Raw genomic sequence first — 21,587 nt, forward strand, 5'->3', positions numbered from 1 at the left:
TGGCGTCCCCAAGGGGATTCGAACCCCTGTACTCACCGTGAAAGGGTGATGTCCTAGGCCTCTAGACGATGGGGACCGCGGAACTTCCAAACAACAACTGCACCACTTCAACGACTAACAAAACCTGACTGCGATTTTGCTGCTGGTGGAGGTAAGCGGGATCGAACCGCTGACCTCTTGCATGCCATGCAAGCGCTCTCCCAGCTGAGCTATACCCCCGTTGGTGCAGAAACAAGAGTATAGCAAAGAAGTTTCACTCTGCAAATACCCTTTTTCGTCTATGAGCAACTTTTCACAGGGGCGGTTTCTACACGCGATTCCAGCGCTTATTTCAGAGCGCCGATTACAGCCACTTTACCAGGCGCGCCAGCACGGTCTCGCGGCCGAAGATCACGACCACCTGGTCGATGGCCGGCGTCTGCAGCTGGCCCGTCAGAATCAGGCGCAAAGGCATGGCCAGCAGCGGCATCTTGATGGTGTTGGCGGCCAGCACTTCCTTGATCATGGCGGCGACGGCTTCCTTGCTCCACTCCACCGTGGCGATGCGCTCGGCAAACTGCGCCAGCACGGGCTTGATGGCGTCCGTGATGTGCTGCGTTGCCAGTTCCGCTTCCGGCTGCGGCGCGCGGAAGAACAGCATCGAGGCGGCCGCCAGTTCATTGACGGTGTTGGCGCGCTCTTTCATCATGCCCAGCACTTGCGCCAGGTCCGGCGCGCCTTCGAAGACGGCGCCGGCGGCGACCATTTGCGGACGCGCCAGGTCGGCCAGGCGCGTGTTGTCGGCCTGCTTGATATAGTGGTTGTTCAGCCAGGCCAGTTTTTCATTGTTGAACTGGGCCGCCGATTTCGACAGGTGGTTCAGGTTGAACCACTCGCAGAACTGCTCGGTCGAGAACACTTCATCGTCGCCATGACTCCAGCCCAGGCGCGCCAGGTAGTTCAGCATCGCTTCCGGCAGGAAGCCCTGCGCCGGGTAATCCATCACGCTGACGGCGCCATGGCGCTTCGACAGCTTCTCGCCGTCCGCGCCGAGGATCATCGGCAGGTGACCGTACAGCGGCAGCGGCGCGCCGATGGCGCGCAGGATGTTGATCTGGCGCGGGGTGTTGTTGACATGGTCGTCGCCGCGGATCACGTGGGTGATCTGCATGTCCCAGTCATCGACGGCCACGCAGAAGTTGTAGGTTGGCGTACCGTCCGGGCGCGCGATCACCAGGTCGTCCAGTTCGCGGTTAGAGATCGTGATCGTGCCCTTGACCACGTCGTCCCACGTCACGTCGCCATCGAGCGGATTCTTGAAGCGCACGACGGGCTTGCGGTCCGCTGGCACGGCCGGCAGGGTCTTGCCCGGTTCCGGGCGCCAGGTGCCGTCGTAGCGTGGCTTTTCGCCGGCGGCGCGCATGCGCTCGCGCATCGCTTCGACTTCTTCCTGCGACGAGTAGCAGTGGTACGCCGTGCCTTCGGCCAGCATCTGCGCCACCACTTCGCGGTAGCGGTCCATGCGCTGCATCTGGTAGAACGGGCCTTCGTCGTGGTCCAGGCCCAGCCACTTCATGCCTTCGATGATGGCTTGCACGGCTTCCGGCGTGGAACGCTCCACGTCCGTGTCTTCGATGCGCAGCACGAAGGTGCCGCCGAAGTGGCGGGCGTAGGCCCAGCTGTATAAAGCGGTGCGGGCGCCGCCCAGGTGCAGATAGCCGGTCGGGCTGGGAGCGAAACGGGTACGGACGGGAGTAGCGGTTGTGGTCATCGAAGTAATCAGGCTTGAATAAGTAAAACGCCATTTTACTCTGTTGACCGCCGCCGCTCCACAAGCGTCGTCACAGCTGCAGCAAGCGCCTTTTCACCTCGTCCGCCTGCGCATGCAGCGCCTGCTCGAACAGGGCCACCAGCTGCGACAGGGGCCGGTGCAAGGGTTTCACGAGATTCACGGTGAACGGCAGGGACACGGCAAAGCGGCGGATCTGCAAGCCCTGCCCCGCATAATCGAGCGCCGTGAGCGGATTGACGATGGCCAGCCCCACGCCTTCGCGCACCATGGCGCAGACGGAAGCGGCGCTGTGCGTGTCGAGCGCCATGCGCCGTTCCACGCCCGCCTGCGCGAAGATGGCGTCGATCTGCTGACGGTACGGGTCGACGGCGGCCAGGCTGATGAAAGGCTGGCCCGCGAAGTCCGCTGGCTGCAGCACGGCCTTGCTGGCGAGCGCATGGCCGTCGGGCAGCACGCACACTTCATCGACGGACATCAAGGTGGCCAGCGCCGTGCCGGGCGGCGCATTGCCCACTTCCGTCAGGCCGATATCGTGGCGCTGCGCCGACAGCCACTCTTCCAGCAGCGGCGACTCCTGCGGCGTGATGCTGATGCTCACCTTGGGAAAATCGGCGACGAAGCGCTTGCACGCCTGCGGCAGCAGCGACTGGGAAAACACGGGCAGGCAGGCGATCGACAACTGCCCCTGGTCGAACTGGCGCAGGGCCGCCGCCGTGCTGACGATGCGCTCCAGACCGAAGTACGCGCGCTGCACTTCCTCAAACAGCTGCAACGCCTGGGCCGTGGGGCGCAGCCGCCCCCGTTCGCGTTCGAACAAGGTCAAGCCCGTCAAATGTTCGAGGCGCGCCAGCTCGCGGCTGACGGTGGGCTGCGAGGTGTGCAGCATGGCGGCCGCCGCCGTCACGCTGCCCGTCGTCATGATGGCGCGAAAGACTTCGATATGGCGCAGGGAGATAGTCATACCCATATCATAAATGAATAAGGTAGGCTTAAATGGATATTTTATAGTCGAAGCGCAATCGGCCATCATGCACCTACCCCCTCATTCCACCGAAAGCACACGATGAAGCCCGTCACCGACCAGACCCTCGCCCGACTCGCCCAGGAACACGGCACGCCCCTGTGGGTGTATGACGCGGCCACCATCCGCGCGCGCATCGCGCAGCTGGCGCAATTCGACACCGTGCGCTTCGCGCAAAAGGCCAATTCGAACATCCATCTGCTCGCCGTGATGCGCGAAGCGGGCGTGCACGTGGACGCCGTCTCGCTGGGCGAGATCGAGCGCGCGCTGCAGGCAGGCTTTACGCCGGCGCAAACGAACGGCGCCGCCGGCGTGGTGTTTACCTGCGACCTGTTCGACCGCGCCACCCTGGCGCGCGTGGCGGCAGCAAAAATTGAAGTCAATTGCGGCTCCGTCGACATGCTGCGCCAGCTGGGCCCCGTGTCGCCCGGCCACCGCGTCTGGCTGCGCATCAATCCCGGCTATGGCCATGGCCACAGCAACAAGACGAATACGGGCGGCGAAAACAGCAAGCACGGCATCTGGCACGAAGAGCTGCCGGAGGCGCTGGCCGTCATCCGCGCCCACGGACTGCACCTGGTGGGCCTGCACATGCACATCGGTTCGGGCGTCGATTACAGCCACCTGGAAACCGTCTGCGGCACCATGGTCGACCTGGTCAAGAACATGGGCCACGACCTGGAAGCCATTTCCACGGGCGGCGGCCTGTCCGTGCCCTACCGCGAAGGTGAGCAACCAGTCGACACGGACCACTATTTCCAGCTATGGGATGCGGCGCGCAAGCAGATCGAGGCGCACCTGGGCCATCCCGTGCACCTGGAAATCGAACCGGGCCGCTTCCTGGTGGCGGACGCCGGCCTGCTGGTGGCCGAAGTGCGCGCCACCAAGCAAATGGGCGGCAACCACTTCACCCTGCTCGATACGGGCTTCAATGAACTGATGCGCCCCGCCATGTACGGCAGCTACCATGCAATGTCGGTGATCGCGCATGACGGCCGCGCGCTGGACGCCAGCCCCGCATGCGCCACCGTCGTCGGCGGTCCCCTGTGCGAATCGGGCGACGTCTTCACTCAGCGCGACGGCGGCGTGGTGGAAACGCGCTTGTTGCCGGCAGCGCAGGTGGGCGACTACGTGGTCTTCGAAGGCGCCGGCGCGTATGGCGCATCGATGTCATCGAACTACAACAGCCGCCCGCATGCGGCCGAATACCTGGTCGATGGCGCCGATGATCAACACCCGTCGCGCCTGATCCGCCGCCGCCAGACGGTGGCCGAGCTGATCGCGCTGGAACAACTGTAAAACCGCGTCCGCGTGCGGGCATGCGCATCTGCTAACATCGGGGCAACTCGATGAAAGCCCGCCATGCCCGCCCAAGTACTTCCCTTCCGCAGCGCCACCCGGCTGCTGCTGCCCCTGCTGCTGTCCGCCGTCCTTGCCGGCTGCGCTTCCCTGCCTTCGCTGGACGGCCGCATCCCCTCCACCGTCATCGCCGATACGGCCGATACCGGGCTGGCCACGGCCATCGCGCCCATGGTGGCGCAGCATCCCGGCGTGTCCGGCATCTATCCGCTGGTCGACGGGCGCGACGCCTTTGCCGCGCGCGCCCTGCTGGCCGCCGCCGCCCAGCGCAGCCTGGACGTGCAGTACTACATCTGGCACAAGGACATCACGGGCACCCTGCTGTTCGACGCCCTGCGCCAGGCGGCCGAACGGGGCGTGCGCGTGCGCCTGCTGCTCGACGATAACAACACGGCGGGTCTGGACCAGACCCTGGCGATGCTGGGCAAGCAGCGGAACCTGGAAATCCGCCTGTTCAATCCTTTCGTGCCCCGCGCGCCGCGCGCGCTGGCCTTCGCCACCGATTTTTCGCGCCTCAACCGGCGCATGCACAACAAGTCGTTCACGGCCGATAACCAGGCCACCATCGTCGGCGGGCGCAATGTGGGCGATGAATATTTTGGTGCGGCCGGCGACGTGCTGTTTGCCGACCTGGACGTGCTGGCCGTCGGCCCTGTCGTGGGCGAGGTATCGCAGGATTTCGACCGATACTGGAACAGCGCCTCGGCCTACCCGGCCAGACTGCTGCTGACCAGCCCTGTCGATGGCGACGCGGCCACCATCGCTGCCGAGGCGGACCGCATCGACGACACCAGGGCGGCCGAAGAATACGTGCAGGCGCTGCGCACCTCGCCCTTCGTCAAGCAGATGATGGAACGCACCCTGCCCTTCGAATGGGCAAGGACGCGCATGGTCAGCGACGACCCGGCCAAGGTGCTGGACAAGGCCCGGCCAGGCACGGGCGTGGCGGAAAACCTGCAAAACCTGCTGGGTGTGCCGCAAAAGGAAGTGGACCTGGTGTCGCCGTATTTCGTGCCAGGCAAGGCCGGCACGCAAGCCTTTGCCGACCTGGCACAAAAAGGCGTGGGCGTGCGCATCCTGACGAATGCGCTGGAAGCGACCGACGTGGCGGCCGTACATGCGGGCTATGCGAAGTGGAGGAAGCCGCTGCTGAAAGCGGGCGTGCTGCTGTATGAATCGCGCCGCTCGTGGGAAGCGGGAGACGCGCGCGAACAGCCGGGCCGCTTCGGCAGCTCCGCATCGAGCCTGCATGCGAAGACCTTTGCCGTCGACGACCAGCGCATCTTTGTCGGCTCGTTCAATTTCGACCCGCGCTCGATCGAATTGAATACGGAAATGGGCCTCGTCATCGACAGCCCCGCGCTGGCCAGCCAACTGGGGCAAGCCATGCGCACCACCATCCCGCAGCGCGCCTACCAGGTACTGCTTGGCGACGACGGCGCGCTGTACTGGATCGCCCGCGACGCCAGCGGCGCCACCACCCGCTACGACACGGAACCGGGCACCAGCGTGTGGAAGCGCTTGGGGGTGGCGATTTTGTCGGTGCTGCCGATAGACTGGCTGCTGTAAGCGGTTTTGCCGACGATGTTGTCGGATGACGCGTGGCTGCGCCCCGCTAATCCGACCTACAAGGTCATCGTAGGTCGGGTTAGCGCAAAGCGCGTAAGCCGACAAGCACGCAGCACCGCCCTTTACCGCACCGCTTCCGTCAAAATCCGCCCTTCCGACGCCGACGGCTGGCGTATGCGCAGCAAATGGGCGAGCGTAGGCGCGATATCGACCACTTCCGCGTACTGGCCGTAGGCGCCCGGCTTGATCCAGCGGGGGCCGAAGACCATCAGCGGCACGTTGGTGTCATACGTGTACGGCGTGCCGTGCGAAGTGCCGCCGCTGCCCTTGCCGAAGTACCAGGCCGGCTTTGTGACCAGCATCAGGTCGCCCGACAGCTGGCGGTTCCAGGCGCGGCGCATCAGCGTGTCCATGCGCGTGGCGACGGCGCCTGTTTCCATCTGCGTGCGCGTATAGACTTGCGCCAGGCCGTCCTGCAGCAGCAGGAAGCGGGCCGCCGCGTCTTCCAGGGCCGCGCGATGGACGCCGCGCTGTTCCGCCAGCGCGTAATCGAGGTAGATATTCGGCAGCGACGACGTCGTCACCAGTTTATCGATGCCCAGAGTCGTTGCCAGGTGCTGGTTCAAGGCATCGACCAGTTTGCCGCCATCGATGCGTTTGGCGGAAAAGCCGCGCGTTTCCGTAAATTCCGGCACGTTGGCAAAGCCATGGTCGGCCGTCAGCACCACCAGCACGTTGTCCATGCCGACTTTTTTATCGAGATCGGCAAAGAAGCCGGCCAGCATGCGGTCCAGGCGCTGCAGGTGGTCGTGCGACATCTTACTTTCCGGGCCGTAGGCATGGTTCACATAATCATGCGCGGACAGGCTCACGCCCAGGATATCGGGCACGCCGGCCGGGTTGCGGCCCAGGTTTTCGCCATCGATGGCGGCGCGGGCGAATTCCAGGGTCAGTTCATCGAGGAAGGGGCCGGACTTCAGACGGCTGTAATACTCGCCATCGAGCTTGCCGCTGTCGCTGTAGTAGGCGAACGGGAAGGTGTTGCGCGTGCCCGGCTTGGCCGCCACGAGGTCGTCCCGCGCATCGTTGACGTAGGCGCTGTCGGCCAGCAGCGGCGTCCAGCTCTTGCCGTAGTAGCGGTCCTGCGGTTTGCCAGCCTGGTAGCGCTGCACCCATTGCGGATGCTGCTGCATGTAATAGGTGCTGCTGGCGAAGTTGCCCGTCTTTTCCATGTACATGTATGCCGTGCCCGTTTTCCCGGCCAGCAGGATGGCGCCCCGGTCCTTGCCCGACACGGTGACGACCTTGGCCTTGTCGCCCGTGGCATAGCGCAACTCGTCACCCAGGGTGCTCACGCGCAGCTTGGTCGGCGCCGTGCCGTCGTCCGGCTTCGTTTCTTCGCCGATGTAATGGAAATTGCCATCTTCGGTGCAGTACACGGATTTTTTCGTGAGGGGATCGATCCAGTTATTGCCGATCACGCCATGCTGGTACGGATAGGCGCCCGACAGCACGGCCGAGTGGCCGATCGCGGTGACCGTGATGCCATGCGCCTGGTGCGCATCGCTGAACCACGCGCCCTGCTCCAGCAGGCGGCGGAAGCCGCCCTGGCCGAACTGCTCGCGGTAGCGCGTTACCTGCTCTTGCGGCAAACCATCGACCACCAGCACCACGACCAGCTTCGGCTGCGCCGCAGCCGTGGGTACGGCCTTGGCCGCATATGCCTGGCAAGCCGCCACGCTAGTCACCAGCAGCAGCGCCTGCGCCAGGTGCCGGGAAAGGGAGAAATGTTTCGTCATATCCACTCATCAAAAGTTAGGCCACCGGGCAGTATACGCCGACTATATGACGCAATGATGACAAAAAGCAATACCATGAAAAAGGCCAGGCTCCATCGCTGGAACCCGGCCTTTGCCGAAACAAATGAATTTGCCTGACTTGCTTGCCTGGACTTACTGGACCGTCACTTTGATGCTTTTGCTCAACTCCGGCCCATACGACTGGTGCGCGCCATTGGCGAACTGCATGGTGAGCGTGTACTGGCCCGGCGGCAAGGTGACGTCCGTTTCCGTTTGACCTTTGCCGAAATGCAAATGCTTTTCGTCCATGGGTATCATCTCGCCCGCCTTCATCGGTCCCATATTGATGAGCAGATGATGGTGGCCTGTCTTGGCCGTCATGTCGCCGGCCGGCTTGACGTCCATGCCGCTGACGGCAAATTTCACTTTGAACGGGCTCGTCACCGTCGCGCCATCGGCTGGCTCGACGAACGACACGGATTGGGCAAAGGCGCTGGCGGCCAGCAGAGTGCCGGCAACCAGGACTGCGGCCTGGCGCAGGAATACGGTGGTCAATTGCATGATGTCTCCTCTTGTTTAATAACAACACGGACTGCATGAAACCATATTCCTGGCGGTTGTGGCGCCGGGTAAGAGTTAAGCCAATGGATAAATCCAATGGTGCCATGGTGGCCTTGAAAACCAGGTTTGCAAGGCCACCCGGCCACTAGTCGTTTTTGATGACGATCGACGGGAATTTACTTGTCATATCCTTCGCCTTTTCCGCCACCTTGATCGCGATGGTGCGGGCGATCTGCTTGTAGATCACGGCGACAGGGCCTTCCGGCTCGGCCACGACGGTGGGCATGCCCGAATCCGTCTGCTGGCGAATCGCCATGGTCAGCGGCAAGGCGCCGAGGAATTCCACGCCGAAGTCCGCGCACATCTTCGCGCCGCCGCCGGCACCGAAGATTTCTTCCGCATGGCCGCAGTTCGAGCAGATGTGCGTGCTCATGTTTTCCACCACGCCGAGGATCGGAATGCCGACCTTCTCGAACATTTTCAAACCCTTGCGCGCGTCCAGCAGCGCGATGTCCTGCGGCGTCGTGACGATCACGGCGCCCGTGACGGGTACTTTCTGCGACAGGGTCAGCTGGATGTCGCCCGTGCCTGGCGGCATGTCGACGATCAGATAATCGAGGTCGCGCCAGTTGGTCTGGTCCAGCAATTGCTGCAAGGCTTGCGTGACCATCGGGCCGCGCCACACCATCGGCTCGTCCGGATCGATCATGAAGCCGATCGACGACACTTGCAGGCCGTGGTTTTCCATCGGCTCCATGCTCTTGCCGTCCAGCGTCTTCGGCTGGCCCCTGATGCCCAGCATCATCGGCTGCGACGGGCCATAGATATCGGCGTCCAGCATGCCGACGGTGGCGCCTTCGGCGGCCAGGGCCAGGGCCAGGTTGACGGCCGTGGTCGATTTGCCAACGCCGCCCTTGCCGGAAGCGACGGCAATGATGTTTTTCACGTTGCTCATCGGCTTCAAGCCGCGCTGCACCGTGTGCGAAATGATCTTCGACGACACGCCCACGCTGACGTTGCCCACGCCCGGCAGCACGCGCAGGGCGGCCAGCACGGACTTGCGGATCAGGTCGATCTGGCTCTTGGCGGGGTAGCCCAGTTCGATGTCGAGCGAAATATCAGCGCCATCAACCTTCAGATTCTTGACGGTTTTGCTGGAAACGAAATCTTTATGTGTATTTGGATCAATAACCTGGGCCAGCGCGGCCTTGACGTCTTCTACTGTGATGCTCATGTAAATCTCCGTGTGTACTACATATGTGCAATACGCGCAGTCTAGCGCAAATTTGCATGGTGCGATGGCGGCAAAAGCATCACTTGCCGGCGCTGCATCTGCTCATATTGCCTTTCCGCTGTTAAAATGTCCTATTATCCATCCCAAAAGTGCATCAATCATGACTCGCAAGCTGTTCGTCACCACTGCCCTGCCTTACGCAAACGCCGCTTTTCACATTGGCCACATCATGGAATACATCCAGGCCGATATCTGGGTCCGGTTCCAGCGAATGCAACGCGATGGCGAAGCCGGCCGTGAAGTGCACTTTGTGGGCGCCGACGATACGCATGGCACGCCCATCATGATCGCCGCCGAAAAGGAAGGCATCACGCCGCAGCAATTCGTCGCCAACATCGCCGCCGGCCGCGCCCAGTACCTCGATGGCTTCCATATCGCTTTTGACAACTGGTATTCGACCGATTCGCCGGAGAACGTTGATCTGTCGCAATCGATCTACCGCAAACTGCGCGATACGGGCCTGATCGTCACGAAAACCGTCGACCGCTTCTTCGACCCGGTCAAGGGCATGTTCCTGGCCGACCGCAACATCAAGGGCGAATGCCCGAAATGCGGCGCCAAGAACCAGTACGGCGACAATTGCGAGGTGTGCGGCGCGGCCTACCAGCCGACCGACCTGGTCAACCCGTTCTCGGTCTTCACCAACGCGACGCCCGTGATGAAGCCGTCGGAACAGTATTTCTTCAAGCTGTCCGACCCACGCTGCTTCGAATTCCTCAAGGATTGGCTGAATACGCCAGGCCGCTTGCAGCCGGAAATGGTCAACAAGGTCAGCGAATGGCTGGGCGAAGCGGGCGAAAAGCTGGCTGACTGGGATATCTCGCGCGACGCGCCCTACTTCGGCATCCCGATTCCCGATGCACCAGGCAAGTTCTTCTATGTGTGGATGGACGCGCCCGTCGGCTACCTGGCCAGCCTGAAAAACTATTGCGACAAGAAAGGCATCGATTTCGACGCCTTCCTGAATGACCCGACGACGGAACAGATCCATTTCATCGGCAAGGACATCGTTTCCTTCCACCTGCTGTTCTGGCCTGCCATGCTGAAATTTGCCAATCACCCCGTGATCGACAAACTGAAAGTCAATGTACACGGCTTCCTGACGGTCAATAACGAAAAGATGTCGAAGTCGCGCGGCACCGGCATTTCGCCGCTGCGCTACCTGGACTTGGGCATGAACCCGGAATGGCTGCGCTACTACATCGCCTTCAAGCTGAACTCGAAAGTGGAAGACCTGGACTTCAACGGCGAAGACTTCGTCGCCCGCGTGAACAGCGACCTGATCGGCAAGTACGTGAACATCGCCAGCCGCTGCGCCGGCTTCATCGCCAAGCGTTTCGACGGCAAGCTGGCATCCACGCTGTCGGAAGGCGCGCAAAGCTGGATCAACCGCGCGCTGACGGTGGACGTGAACGGCGTCATCGTCGAACGCCAGGCCAGCATCGCCGCGCATTTTGAAAACCGCGAATTCGGCAAGGCCTTGCGCGAAATCATGGAAATCGCCGACATCACCAACCAGTATGTCGATGAAAACAAACCGTGGATCCTCGCCAAGGACGTCGACAAGACGGCCGAACTGCACGACGTGTGCACCACGGCGCTGATCCTGTTCCGCCAGCTGACGATTCTGCTGTCGCCGGTCCTGCCGGGCGTGGCGAAGAACGTGGCATCGTTCCTCAACGACGCCGAGTTCACCTGGGCGGATACGCAAGTGTTCGGCGACGCCGTCTCGAACAGCATGCTGGGCCGTACCATCGGCGCCTACAGCCACTTGATGACGCGCATGGATGCAAAGATGATCGAAGCGCTGTTTGATGCACCGCAAGCGGCCGCCGCCATCGCCGCACCGGCTGGCGATGCCGCGAACGACGCCGCGGCCCCTGCTGTCGCCGCTGCCGCCATCGAGGAACTGGCACCCGAGATCAAGATCGACGATTTCCTCAAGGTCGACTTGCGCATCGCCAAGATCGTCAACTGCGAACTGGTCGACGGCTCCGACAAGCTGCTGCGCCTGACCCTGGACGCGGGCGAAGGCCGCCTGCGCAATGTGTTCTCGGGCATCCGCTCGGCCTACCAGCCGGAAGAACTGATCGGCAAGCTGACGGTGCTGGTGGCCAATCTGGCGCCGCGCAAGATGAAGTTCGGCATTTCGGAAGGCATGGTCATGGCCGCCTCCGCCGCCGACGAGAAGGCCAATCCGGGCATCTACATCCTGAACCCATGGCCGGGCGCGGAACCTGGCATGCGCATCCGCTAAGCCCGCACAAGGACCGATGATGAATATCGTGGTGCGCGAAGCAACAAATGCCGATGCACAACTGATGGCCGAGCTGACCCGCGCTGCGTGGGCCGGCAAGGTGGCGGCCTCGTCCAGCGGGCACCACGAGACGGCGCAGCAGGTGGAAGCGCAATTGCGCCACGGCGGCGGTTTTCTGTTGCTGATCGACGACATTCCAGCCGGTTCGCTGCGCTGGATGCCGCTCGACAGCGATCCCGCCATCTGGAAGATTTCGCGCATGGGCGTGCTGCCCGCTTACCGGGGCAGCCACGTCTCGCAGCACTTGCTCGAAGCCATCATTCATCACGGCCTGTCGTGTCAGGCCGAGGAATTGCGCCTGGCCGTGCGACGCGACCAGCGCAAGCTGATCGATTTTTATGCGGCCTTCGAATTCGAGCTGGCCGAAGAACTGGAATATTCGCACGCCAACCCCGCCGAACCGGCGCCGATGGTGATGCGGCGCCTGCTGCGTTATTGATTTTTAGCAATTTCGCCCCGGACTTGCCGATACAACAACCCGCCAAGCGGCACGGCGCGGTAAAATACGGCCGGCTGACCTTACCCATAAGACACTCAGAAGAGAATATGAAACTGCCTGCAAAACACAACAACTACGTATCCGACCACACCTTGTTCATCGCCGAACTGAAGGCCAAGAATCCTGGCATGGAAGCGGGCCAGCAAGCGGGCCGCGCCCTGCTGTGGGACAAGCCGGCCGTCAGCATCGATGAGCAGGAGCGCCAGCTGGCGTCGGCCGTCAAGCAACAGGCTTACGTTTACCAGAACAAGAACTAAGATCTGGAACCGGCACGATGTTGCCTGAAGAGTCTGCAGTCACGCCGGAAGCCGACGCTTCCGGTGCCGGCGCAGTCATCGAGTCGCCCGAACCTGTCGCTGATGGCGACGGCAGCGGCGACCCTGCAGCATCCGCAGCCACGGACGCGGCGCCCGCCGCCGACCCGCTGGGCATCGCCCGCCTGTATGGCGAGCCCATGCTGCGCATGCCGACGGATCTGTACATCCCGCCGGACGCGCTGGAAATCTTCCTCGAAGCCTTCGAAGGCCCGCTCGACTTGCTGCTCTACCTGATCCGCAAGCAAAACTTCAACATTCTCGACATCCCGATGGCGCAGGTGACCCTGCAATATCTGAAATATGTGGACCAGATCCGTGTGCGCAACCTGGAACTGGCCGCCGAGTACCTGCTGATGGCGGCGATGTTGATCGAGATCAAGTCGCGCATGCTTTTGCCATCGCGCAAGAGCGACGTCGAGGAAGATGGCGGCGACCCCCGCGCCGAACTGGTGCGCCGCCTGCTCGAGTACGAGCAGATCAAGCTGGCCGCCTACGACCTGAACGCCATTCCCCAGTTCGAGCGCGATTTCGTGCGCACGCAGATTTTCATCGAGCAAAGCCTGACGCCCACCTGGCCCGACGTGGAACCGGTGGACCTGCAGCAGGCGTGGCTCGACGTGCTGAAACGCGCCAAGCTGACCCAGCATCACCGCATCAGCCGCCAGGAACTGTCCGTGCGCGAGCACATGTCGAGCATCCTGCGCCACTTGCAGTCGTCGCGCTTCGTCGAATTCAGCGAGCTGTTCGACATTGCCGGCGGCGTGCCCGTGGTCGTGGTCAACTTCGTGGCCCTGCTGGAACTGGCCAAGGAAACCCTGATCGAAATCACGCAGGCAGAACCGTTTGCCCCCATCTACGTCCGGCTGGCCTATTCGCCCGCCTGATCCCTTCCCTTTGTCACTGACCACCGTACAACGGGGTTTTAGCGAAAGCAATCCATGAAAATTATTTCCGACATTGAAGAATTGCGCGACCAGCTCAGCGGACAGCTGCGCACGGCGTTCGTCCCCACCATGGGCAACCTGCACGAAGGCCATCTGTCGCTGATGCGCCTGGCGCGCAAGCATGGCGACCCTGTCGTCGCCTCGATCTTCGTGAACCGCCTGCAATTCGGCCCGAACGAAGATTTCGAGAAATATCCGCGCACCATGGCGGCCGACATCGCCAAGCTGGAAAAGGAAGGCGTGTACGTGCTGTTCGCGCCGACGGAAAAGGAACTGTACCCGGAGCCGCAGGAATACCGCGTGCGCCCGCCCGATGACCTGGGCAATACCCTGGAAGGCGAATTCCGCCCCGGCTTCTTCGAAGGCGTGTGCACGGTCGTCACCAAGCTGTTCTCGTGCGTGGGCCCGAGAGTGGCCGTGTTCGGCAAGAAGGATTACCAGCAACTGATGATCATCCGCAACATGGCGCGCCAGTTTGCGCTGCCGACGGAAATCATCGCCGCAGAAACGTACCGGGCCGACGATGGCCTGGCCTTGTCCTCGCGCAATATGTACCTGTCGGAAAGCGAACGGGCGGAAGCGCCGGAACTGTTCAAGGGCCTCAATTTCGTCGCCGAGGAAGTGCGCAAGGGCAATCTGGCCGTGGGCGAGCTGGAACAGGCCAGCATGCAGCTGTTGAACAGCCGCGGCTGGAAATCGGACTACATCGCCGTGCGCAAGCGCGCCAACCTGCAAGCGCCGAGCGCCGCCGAACTGGCCGCAGGCGAACCGCTGGTGGTGCTGGCCGCCGCCAAGCTGGGGCAGACCAGGCTCATCGACAACCTGGAAATTTAAGCACAGTCACAGCGGGGCCGTTCGGCCCCGTTTCTTTTATTACTTCTCCATCCCTACCAGCTTGAGCTCGGCAAACAGCGGCTTGTTGCTGCCGCGTGCCGCTTGCAACATGTCATAGCTGGCCGCATCGAGCACGATTTCCTCGCCCGCCCACAGCTTGCGCTGGTTCGCAGGCAGCCTCAGGCTGCGCAGGATGGCCCGGACCTGGGCCGGATCGGCTGCCAGCAGGCGGATGGCGTGCGCATGGCGCTGCGTCCCCGTGAGTATCGGCAAGCCGCCCTCGGGGCCATGCTGGCTCAGGCTGACATAATCGCGGCCCCCCACGCGGTGCAGATAGGCATGCCGGCCATCGCCTTCGGCAGGCCACTGCACGGCCGGCTCCTGCATCTCGACGGACACGACAGGCACGACAGCGGTTTGCTCAAGGCTCACGCCGCAAGCTGCCAGCAAGGCCGTGCTCAGGGCAAAAAATAATACGGGTGCTCGGCGCATGTTGCGCTCCTTCTTGTCGGGGTCGGGGACAAAGGGCAATACTGCAGCGATCATGGGCCAAATTATTTGACGTGTAAAGTTAACTTTGGGAAATGTTTCATTCCTTTGCGCAATTACTTGCGGTCAGCGGGAGTACGCCCGTCCATATCAGCGAGGCCAACAATCATTGTTAATGGAATTTGTACATTGAAATCAAGATCCCTATCTTTATCCATGGATCGATAAAGATCACAATGGCTGCACTGGCCCATGCGGGCCTCCACCACGACAGGAGAACACCATGAACACAGCATCCCATTCCGCCAAGGTCGCCATCGTCACGGGCGCCTCGCGCGGCATCGGCGCGGCCATCGCCCGCCGCCTGGCGCGCGACGGCATGCAGGTCATCGTCAATTACGCCAGCGGCAAGGGGGCGGCGGACGCGCTGGTGGCGGCCATCGAGGCCGAAGGCGGCGCCGCCATCGCCGTCAAGGCCAACGTGGCCGATGCGGGCGACGTGCAAGCCTTGTTCGATGCGGCCGAGGCGGCCTTCGGCGGTGTTGACGTGCTGATCAACAACGCCGGCATCATGCCGCCCGCGCTGCCGGCCCTGGCCGACACGGACGACGCCACCTTCGACAGCCTGTTCGCCATCAACGTCAAGGGCAGCTTCAACACCATGCGCCAGGCGGCGACGCGCTTGCGCCACGGCGGTAGCGTGGTCAACTTCTCCACCAGCGTGATTGGCCTGGCCCTGCCCGGCTATGCCGTCTACGGCGCCACCAAGGCAGCCATCGAGACGATGACGGCTATCTTCGCCAAGGAATTGCGCGGCAAAAACATCACCGTCAACGCCGTCGCCCCCGGCCCCACGGCCACGGCCCTGTTCTTGAACGGCAAGACGGAAGAAATGATAGAGCGCATGAGCAAGATGGCCCCGCTGGAACGCCTGGGCACGCCGGACGACATCGCCGCCGCCGTGGCCTTCCTGGCAGGCCCCGACGGCCGCTGGGTGAATGGGCAAACTCTGCGCGCGAATGGCGGCCTGGTGTAAGCGGGGTGAACAAAAAAAACGCTGCCAGTTCGCACTGGCAGCGTTTTTTTGATGCGTATCAAACCGTGATCAGGCGCCGGCTTTTTCCAGCTTCTCGAAAATCTTGTTCAGCTTTTCATCGAGGGTCGCGGCCGTGAACGGCTTGACGACATAACCGCTGGCGCCAGCTTGCGCGGCGGCGATGATGTTTTCTTTTTTCGCTTCAGCAGTGACCATCAGCACGGGCAGCTTGGCCAGTGCGGGATCGGCGCGGATATGCTGCAGCATCGTCAGGCCATCCATGTTCGGCATGTTCCAGTCCGAGACGACGAAATCGTAGGATTCCGCGCGCAGCTTGGCCAGGCCCATCACGCCGTCTTCCGCCTCATCGACGTTGGCATAACCCAGTTCCTTCAACAGATTCCGGACAATGCGGCGCATCGTCGAAAAATCGTCAACGACTAAAAATTTCATCTTTGGATCAGCCATGAATAACTCCGTTGTTTCTGTAGCGGTTTGTTAATAATATCGACATGAATGCCGACATTATGGTCGACACTACGGCAGCAAGTTGTAGGATAGCATTTTCGTTGCTTTTAGGCGAACAAACTTGCCTCAGATCATATAAAACGTGGCTTACACGCGCAAAGCACGCATGCCGTGCGCCGCCAAGTGTCCCAGCACCATGCCAGGCAGCGCCGTCAGAGCGCCGACCTCATGCGTAGCGCCGACGGCGATCGCCTCGCGCGGCATGCCGAACACCACGCAACTGGCTTCATCCTGCGCAAAATTATACGCTCCTGCGGCCTTCATCTCCAACATGCCTTGCGCGCCATCCTTGCCCATGCCGGTGAGGATCACGCCGACGGCATTTTTACCAGCCGATTGCGCGGCCGAACGGAACAGCACATCGACGGACGGACGGTGGCGGTTCACCGGCTCGCCCTGGTCGATCTTGGTCATGTAGTTGGCGCCGCTGCGCGTCAGGGTCAGGTGCGAATGGCCGGGGGCGATATAGGCGTGGCCCGGCAGCACGCGTTCGCCGCCTGCCGCTTCCTGCACCGATATCTTGCACAGCGAATCGAGGCGGCGCGCAAACGAGCGCGTAAAGCCTTCCGGCATGTGCTGCGTGATCAGGATGCCGGGGCAATCGGACGGCATCTGCATGAGGAATTCGCGGATCGCTTCCGTGCCGCCCGTCGAGGCGCCCACGATGATCAGCTTTTCGCTCGACGTCAACGGGCTGCGCAGCGCAGGCAGCGGCGCGGCCACCTTGTCGCCGGCCGACGGCAGGGTGCGCGCGCGGATGCGCGCCTTCGAGGCGGCGCGGATCTTGTCGGCGATCATGTCCGTGTACTCGCGCATGCCGCTCTGGATGGAAATCTTCGGCTTGGTGACGAAATCGACGGCGCCCAGTTCCAGCGCGCGCATGGTGATTTCCGAACCGCGCTCGGTCAGCGACGACACCATCAGCACCGGCATCGGGCGCAAGCGCATCAGCTTTTCCAGGAAGTCCAGGCCATCCATCTTCGGCATCTCGACGTCGAGGGTCAGCACGTCGGGGTTGGTCTGCTTGATCATCTCGCGCGCCACCAGCGGATCGGGCGCCGCCCCCACCACTTCCATGTCGGGCTGGCTGTTCACGATTTCCGTCATGACGCTGCGGATCAGCGCCGAGTCATCCACGATCAATACTTTGATCTTCATAGTTATCCTTCCAGGCCTTGCGGCCCTTATTCTTTATTAAATTAGTACCCGGACCACACCGCCGCAAGCCGCACAACGCGACGCGCAGCAGGTTTGGTCCGATATGTATCAGAACAGCTCGACCTCGCCGCCGACCGGCGCGACCTTGAGGCGGCTGGCGTAATCGAGTTCGCGGCGCACCAGCGTGTCGTTATGCGTCTGCATCAGCTTTTTCACCAGCACCTTGCCGCTGCGGGGGAAGAAATACACCTTACGCGGATGGATGTCGTTGAGGTCTTCGGCCACCACGCGCATCTTTTCCGCCTTCAGGTAATTGATGACGAAGGCCGCATTGCGCTCGCCCACGTTGATCGCCGTGAAGCCGCGCAGCACGGCGCCGCCGCCGAATACCTTCGCTTCCATGTTTTCGCGCCGCGCGCCGGCCTTCAGCAAATCGTTGATCAGGATTTCCATGGCGTAGGTGCCATAGCGCATCGAGGCCGAGATCGGGCTGTTCGGATCGCTGCCGCCGTCCGGCAGCATGAAATGGTTCATGCCGCCCAGGCCCGTGACACGGTCGCGGATGCAGGCCGAGACGCAGGAGCCCAGCACGGTGACGATCAGCATGTCCTTGTTGGTAAAGTAATACTCACCAGGCAAGATCTTGGCGGCGTCACAATTGAACGTCCTGTCGTAATAGACGTTAGTGGCGAATTGCTCTTTGGATTCCAGGCTCATATTTCACTCTCATGTACGATGCGACGATACCTTGGGCGCGGCGCCCCGAGGCTGATCGAGCTCATAGACTGTTTTACCGCGCAGCTTCAATGAATCCGACACGTACAGAAAATTCTCCGAATGGCCCGCAAACAGCAGGGCATCGGGCTTCATCAATGGCACAAAGCGCGACAGGATCTTGCGCTGCGTCGCCTTGTCAAAATAAATCATCACGTTACGGCAAAAGATGACGTCGAACTGCCCCGTCAATGGCCAGCCGTCGGCCAGCAGGTTGAGCGGCTTGAAGGTGATCATCTGGCGCAGTTCCGGGCGCACCCGCACCTGCCCCTCGCGGTCGCCCTTGCCGCGCAAGAAAAAGCGCCGCGCACGGTCGGCCGGCATCTTGTCGAGCCGGTCCAGGTTGTAGACGCCATTGGCGGCCGTGGCCAGCACGTTGGTGTCGATGTCCGTGGCGATGATGGTGACGGGCGGCGTGAGCGTATTGAACGCCTCGCACACCGTCATGGCGATCGAGTAAGGCTCCTCGCCGGTGGAACTGGCCGAACACCAGATGGTGATCGGCCCGCTCAGTTTTTTCACATGCTCGGCCAGCAGCGGGAAATGATGCGCCTCGCGGAAGAACGACGTCAGGTTGGTCGTCAGCGCATTCGTGAACGCTTCCCACTCGTCGCCCATGCGGCCTGCCTCCAGGTCGTCCAGGTAGCGGACGAACGAGGAAATGCCCGTCGCGCGCAGGCGCCTGGCCAGGCGGCTGTAGACCATCTCCTGCTTGCTGTCGGCCAGCGCGATGCCGGCCCGCTTGTAAATCATGGCGCGGACCCGTTCGAAGTCCTTGCCAGTGAAATCAAATTCCTTGACCGAATCCGTTTTAGTTTGCGGCATTTTGTTTTTACCTCTCTATGACTACTCTAACCAATGCCTTTGCAAGTATAACTAGCGGGACCGGGTTGGCGTCAGAACTCTTCCCAATCGTCGCCGCCGGCCGCCGCCAGCTTTTTCGCGGGCGGTGGCGTGCCGGCTTGCGCCGTCTTTGCCAACCGCCGTGTATTTGCCGCCACGCCGGGCGCCGGCCGTGCCACCGCTTTGACTACTGGCGAGGGCGCGGGCATGGCTGCCTGCGCCGCGCCCTCTCCATCCAGCTTGAAGATGCTGACGGCGTCGGCCAGTTTCTGCGCCTGGTCCTGCATGCTTTCGGCGGCCGCCGCCGCTTCCTCGACCAGCGCCGCATTTTGCTGCGTCATCTGGTCCATCTGCGCGATGGCCTGGTTCACTTCCTCGATGCCATGGCTCTGTTCCTGCGTCGCCGCCGTGATCTCGCCCATGATGTCGGCCACCTGCCGGATCGACGTGACGATCAGGCCCATGGTCTGCCCCGCCTCGTCCACCAGGCGGCTGCCGGCATCGACCTTGTCGACCGAGTCGCCGATCAGGCCCTTGATCTCCTTCGCCGCGCCAGCGGACCGTTGGGCCAGATTACGCACTTCCGACGCCACCACCGCAAAGCCGCGCCCCTGCTCGCCTGCGCGCGCCGCCTCGACGGCCGCATTCAGCGCCAGGATATTCGTCTGGAACGCAATGCCGTCGATGACGCCGATGATATCGACGATCTTGCGCGAACTGTCCTTGATGGAACCCATGGTATCGACCACTTGCGCCACCACCTTGCCGCCCTGCTCCGCCACCGACGATGCCGACACGGCCAGCTGGTTGGCCTGGCGCGCGTTGTCCGCGTTCTGCTTCACGGTCGACGTCAGCTCTTCCATCGACGACGCCGTCTCCTCGAGCGAACTGGCCTGCGTTTCCGTGCGCGCCGACAGGTCCGCATTGCCGCTGGCGATCTCGCGCGACGCCACGGTGATGGTGTCCGTCCCGGTGCGCACGTCGCTGACCGTCTGCACCAGGCTCTCGTTCATGTCCTTGAGCGCCTGCTGCAGGGCGCTCGTTTCATCCTTGCCTTCGACCACCACGCGCGACGTCAGCTCGCCGGCCGCCACTTTCTGCGCAACGGCCAGGGCGCCCGACAGCGGCACCGTGATCGAGCGCGTGATGAAGATGGCGCACCAGGCGCCGATCGCCACCGCCGCGCCGCCCAGGATGAACAGTACCGTCATCAGGCGCGCATCGGCCGCCAGCGAGTCGTCCATGAAGCTTTGCTGCGCCACATGCTGCAAGTCGAGCAGCTTGTTGATATCGGCCAGGGTCGCCTTGTTCAAGGGGTCGATGCGGGTGGCAATCACCTTCGCCGCGCCCTCGCTGTTAAACGCCAGCACCTGCCCCATCGCTTCCTTGAAGGCGGCATCGACTTCGCCGTCGACCTTGGCGATGTTGGCCAGCAGCGCCTTCTCGCCATCGGACAGGCCCAGACTGGCCAGCTTGCCGCGCGCGCCGTCATACAGCTTGCGCTGCTCGCGCACCTTGCCCTCTTCCACCTGCATCAAGCCCACATCGCCCTGCAAGCCGATGTTGCGCATGGCGATACCGGTTTCCAGCATCGCGCTTTTCATCAGCGACGCCTGCGTATTCTTTTCGCTTGCCAGCTCCAGGCCCGTGAGCAACTGGGCCTTGTTATGGTAATTCAGGGCATTCGCCGAAACGATCACCACCACCAGGATGGCGAGGATGCTGCCAAAACCTATCCCCAGCCGGGTGCCTATCTTGAAATCGCGCAAACTCATTACAGTCTCCAATATTTATGTGAACGGCGCCCGTTCAACCGGACGGCGCCGTGTTATGGCCGGGTCTCTGTCGGACCTTGCAGCCTGCCGGCGCGCCTCTGGCTGATGCCCGCGCCGGTACATGCATATCTGTAGTGATTCTTTGCGTGGTAAAACGGCGGCGCACCGGGCGCCGCCTTGCTGCCGTTTACGCCGCCAGCTTGTCGATCAGGCCCATCTCGCTGCTCGACATCAGCTTGTCGATATCGACCAGGATCAGCATGCGCTCGTCGATGGTGCCCAGGCCGATCATGTAGTCGGTCGAGAAGGCGGTGCCCATTTCCGGCGCCGGTTTCACCTGCTCCGGCGTCAGGGTGGTGACGTCGGAAACGCTGTCGACCACCATGCCGACGATACGGCCGCCGATGTTCAGGATGATCACCACCGTGAACTGGTCGTACACGGGCGTGCCCAGGTTGAACTTGATGCGCATGTCGACCACGGGAATGATGATGCCACGCAGGTTGATCACGCCCTTGATGAATTCAGGCGCGTTGGCGATGCGGGTGACCGCTTCGTAACCACGGATCTCCTGGACCTTCAGGATATCGATGCCGTACTCTTCGGAGCCCAGGGTGAAGGCCAGGAATTCACGGCCGGCGATGTCCTTGCCGTCGCCCGCATTGCTTCCGGATGTTTGTTGAGTATCTGACATGGTGC

The 21,587-nt window shown here is 62.3% G+C and carries 20 protein-coding genes and 2 tRNA genes; 8 read left to right on the top strand and 14 right to left on the bottom strand.

What is annotated here, in order from left to right; all coding sequences use genetic code 11:
• The 4 genes from AC1RJW_RS19800 to AC1RJW_RS19815 all read right to left on the bottom strand — a co-directional run bounded on the left by AC1RJW_RS19800 (position 1) and on the right by AC1RJW_RS19815 (position 2,732).
• Positions 1-76 (bottom strand) — tRNA-Glu (locus AC1RJW_RS19800).
• A 67-nt stretch (positions 77-143) separates the two neighbouring features.
• Positions 144-219 (bottom strand) — tRNA-Ala (locus tag AC1RJW_RS19805).
• Between the two features lie 124 nt (positions 220-343).
• Positions 344-1,750, bottom strand: coding sequence for a glutamate--tRNA ligase (gene gltX / locus AC1RJW_RS19810; protein ID WP_493046509.1), 1,407 nt, complete (start codon positions 1,748-1,750; stop codon positions 344-346).
• 70 nt (positions 1,751-1,820) lie between these two features.
• Positions 1,821-2,732 carry a LysR family transcriptional regulator gene (locus AC1RJW_RS19815; RefSeq protein ID WP_493046510.1) on the bottom strand — a complete coding sequence of 304 codons (912 nt, stop codon included), beginning with the start codon at positions 2,730-2,732 and terminating at the stop codon, positions 1,821-1,823.
• Between the two features lie 102 nt (positions 2,733-2,834).
• Here AC1RJW_RS19815 and lysA point away from each other — a divergent pair, with 102 nt between their 5' ends.
• Together lysA and AC1RJW_RS19825 are read left to right on the top strand one after the other, a co-directional pair.
• Complete coding sequence (gene lysA, locus AC1RJW_RS19820; RefSeq protein ID WP_493046511.1) at positions 2,835-4,091, top strand: diaminopimelate decarboxylase; 1,257 nt, start codon at positions 2,835-2,837, stop codon at positions 4,089-4,091.
• A 63-nt stretch (positions 4,092-4,154) separates the two neighbouring features.
• On the top strand, positions 4,155-5,720 hold the full coding sequence (locus AC1RJW_RS19825; protein WP_493046512.1) for a phospholipase D family protein: 1,566 nt from the start codon (positions 4,155-4,157) through the stop codon (positions 5,718-5,720).
• Between the two features lie 122 nt (positions 5,721-5,842).
• Here AC1RJW_RS19825 and AC1RJW_RS19830 read toward each other — a convergent pair whose 3' ends face one another.
• The 3 genes from AC1RJW_RS19830 to apbC all read right to left on the bottom strand — a co-directional run bounded on the left by AC1RJW_RS19830 (position 5,843) and on the right by apbC (position 9,314).
• Positions 5,843-7,519, bottom strand: a complete 1,677-nt coding sequence (locus tag AC1RJW_RS19830; RefSeq protein ID WP_493046513.1) for an alkaline phosphatase family protein — start codon at positions 7,517-7,519, stop codon at positions 5,843-5,845.
• A gap of 153 nt (positions 7,520-7,672) precedes the next feature.
• Positions 7,673-8,080 carry a DUF4399 domain-containing protein gene (locus AC1RJW_RS19835; RefSeq protein ID WP_493046514.1) on the bottom strand — a complete coding sequence of 136 codons (408 nt, stop codon included), beginning with the start codon at positions 8,078-8,080 and terminating at the stop codon, positions 7,673-7,675.
• A 145-nt stretch (positions 8,081-8,225) separates the two neighbouring features.
• Positions 8,226-9,314, bottom strand: coding sequence for an iron-sulfur cluster carrier protein ApbC (gene apbC / locus AC1RJW_RS19840; protein WP_493046515.1), 1,089 nt, complete (start codon positions 9,312-9,314; stop codon positions 8,226-8,228).
• A 160-nt stretch (positions 9,315-9,474) separates the two neighbouring features.
• Here apbC and metG point away from each other — a divergent pair, with 160 nt between their 5' ends.
• The 5 genes from metG to panC all read left to right on the top strand — a co-directional run bounded on the left by metG (position 9,475) and on the right by panC (position 14,285).
• Positions 9,475-11,631, top strand: a complete 2,157-nt coding sequence (metG, locus tag AC1RJW_RS19845) for a methionine--tRNA ligase (RefSeq protein WP_493046516.1) — start codon at positions 9,475-9,477, stop codon at positions 11,629-11,631.
• Positions 11,632-11,650: 19 nt separating this feature from the next.
• Positions 11,651-12,130, top strand: coding sequence for a GNAT family N-acetyltransferase (locus tag AC1RJW_RS19850; protein WP_070219744.1), 480 nt, complete (start codon positions 11,651-11,653; stop codon positions 12,128-12,130).
• A 107-nt stretch (positions 12,131-12,237) separates the two neighbouring features.
• Positions 12,238-12,447 (top strand): DUF3460 family protein, encoded by a 210-nt coding sequence (locus AC1RJW_RS19855; RefSeq protein WP_034778041.1) that lies wholly within the window; start codon positions 12,238-12,240, stop codon positions 12,445-12,447.
• A 17-nt stretch (positions 12,448-12,464) separates the two neighbouring features.
• The gene (locus AC1RJW_RS19860) at positions 12,465-13,391 is read left to right on the top strand and encodes a segregation and condensation protein A (RefSeq protein ID WP_493046517.1); all 927 of its coding nucleotides are present in this window, start codon (positions 12,465-12,467) and stop codon (positions 13,389-13,391) included.
• Between the two features lie 54 nt (positions 13,392-13,445).
• Positions 13,446-14,285 carry a pantoate--beta-alanine ligase gene (gene panC, locus AC1RJW_RS19865; RefSeq protein ID WP_070219724.1) on the top strand — a complete coding sequence of 280 codons (840 nt, stop codon included), beginning with the start codon at positions 13,446-13,448 and terminating at the stop codon, positions 14,283-14,285.
• Positions 14,286-14,324: 39 nt separating this feature from the next.
• On the opposite strand, the gene AC1RJW_RS19870 is transcribed toward panC, so the two are convergent.
• A complete protein-coding gene (locus AC1RJW_RS19870; RefSeq protein WP_493046518.1) occupies positions 14,325-14,777 on the bottom strand; it encodes a hypothetical protein in 453 nt (150 codons plus the stop codon).
• 280 nt (positions 14,778-15,057) lie between these two features.
• On the opposite strand from AC1RJW_RS19870, the gene AC1RJW_RS19875 reads away from it, so the two are divergent.
• The gene (locus AC1RJW_RS19875; protein ID WP_493046519.1) at positions 15,058-15,810 is read left to right on the top strand and encodes an SDR family oxidoreductase; all 753 of its coding nucleotides are present in this window, start codon (positions 15,058-15,060) and stop codon (positions 15,808-15,810) included.
• Positions 15,811-15,879: 69 nt separating this feature from the next.
• Here AC1RJW_RS19875 and cheY read toward each other — a convergent pair whose 3' ends face one another.
• The 6 genes from cheY to AC1RJW_RS19905 all read right to left on the bottom strand — a co-directional run bounded on the left by cheY (position 15,880) and on the right by AC1RJW_RS19905 (position 21,582).
• The gene (gene cheY / locus AC1RJW_RS19880) at positions 15,880-16,278 is read right to left on the bottom strand and encodes a chemotaxis response regulator CheY (RefSeq protein WP_010396677.1); all 399 of its coding nucleotides are present in this window, start codon (positions 16,276-16,278) and stop codon (positions 15,880-15,882) included.
• A 147-nt stretch (positions 16,279-16,425) separates the two neighbouring features.
• Positions 16,426-17,496 carry a protein-glutamate methylesterase/protein-glutamine glutaminase gene (locus AC1RJW_RS19885; protein WP_035826603.1) on the bottom strand — a complete coding sequence of 357 codons (1,071 nt, stop codon included), beginning with the start codon at positions 17,494-17,496 and terminating at the stop codon, positions 16,426-16,428.
• 108 nt (positions 17,497-17,604) lie between these two features.
• Positions 17,605-18,213, bottom strand: a complete 609-nt coding sequence (gene cheD, locus AC1RJW_RS19890; protein ID WP_034758343.1) for a chemoreceptor glutamine deamidase CheD — start codon at positions 18,211-18,213, stop codon at positions 17,605-17,607.
• 9 nt (positions 18,214-18,222) lie between these two features.
• Entirely contained in the window at positions 18,223-19,095 is an 873-nt protein-coding gene (locus tag AC1RJW_RS19895; RefSeq protein ID WP_493046520.1) for a CheR family methyltransferase, read from the bottom strand.
• 71 nt (positions 19,096-19,166) lie between these two features.
• Positions 19,167-20,888, bottom strand: coding sequence for a methyl-accepting chemotaxis protein (locus tag AC1RJW_RS19900; protein ID WP_493046521.1), 1,722 nt, complete (start codon positions 20,886-20,888; stop codon positions 19,167-19,169).
• A gap of 187 nt (positions 20,889-21,075) precedes the next feature.
• Complete coding sequence (locus AC1RJW_RS19905) at positions 21,076-21,582, bottom strand: chemotaxis protein CheW (RefSeq protein WP_034758356.1); 507 nt, start codon at positions 21,580-21,582, stop codon at positions 21,076-21,078.
• Positions 21,583-21,587: the final 5 nt, after the last annotated feature.

This window comes from Janthinobacterium sp. GW822-FHT07A03, from assembly GCF_058798815.1.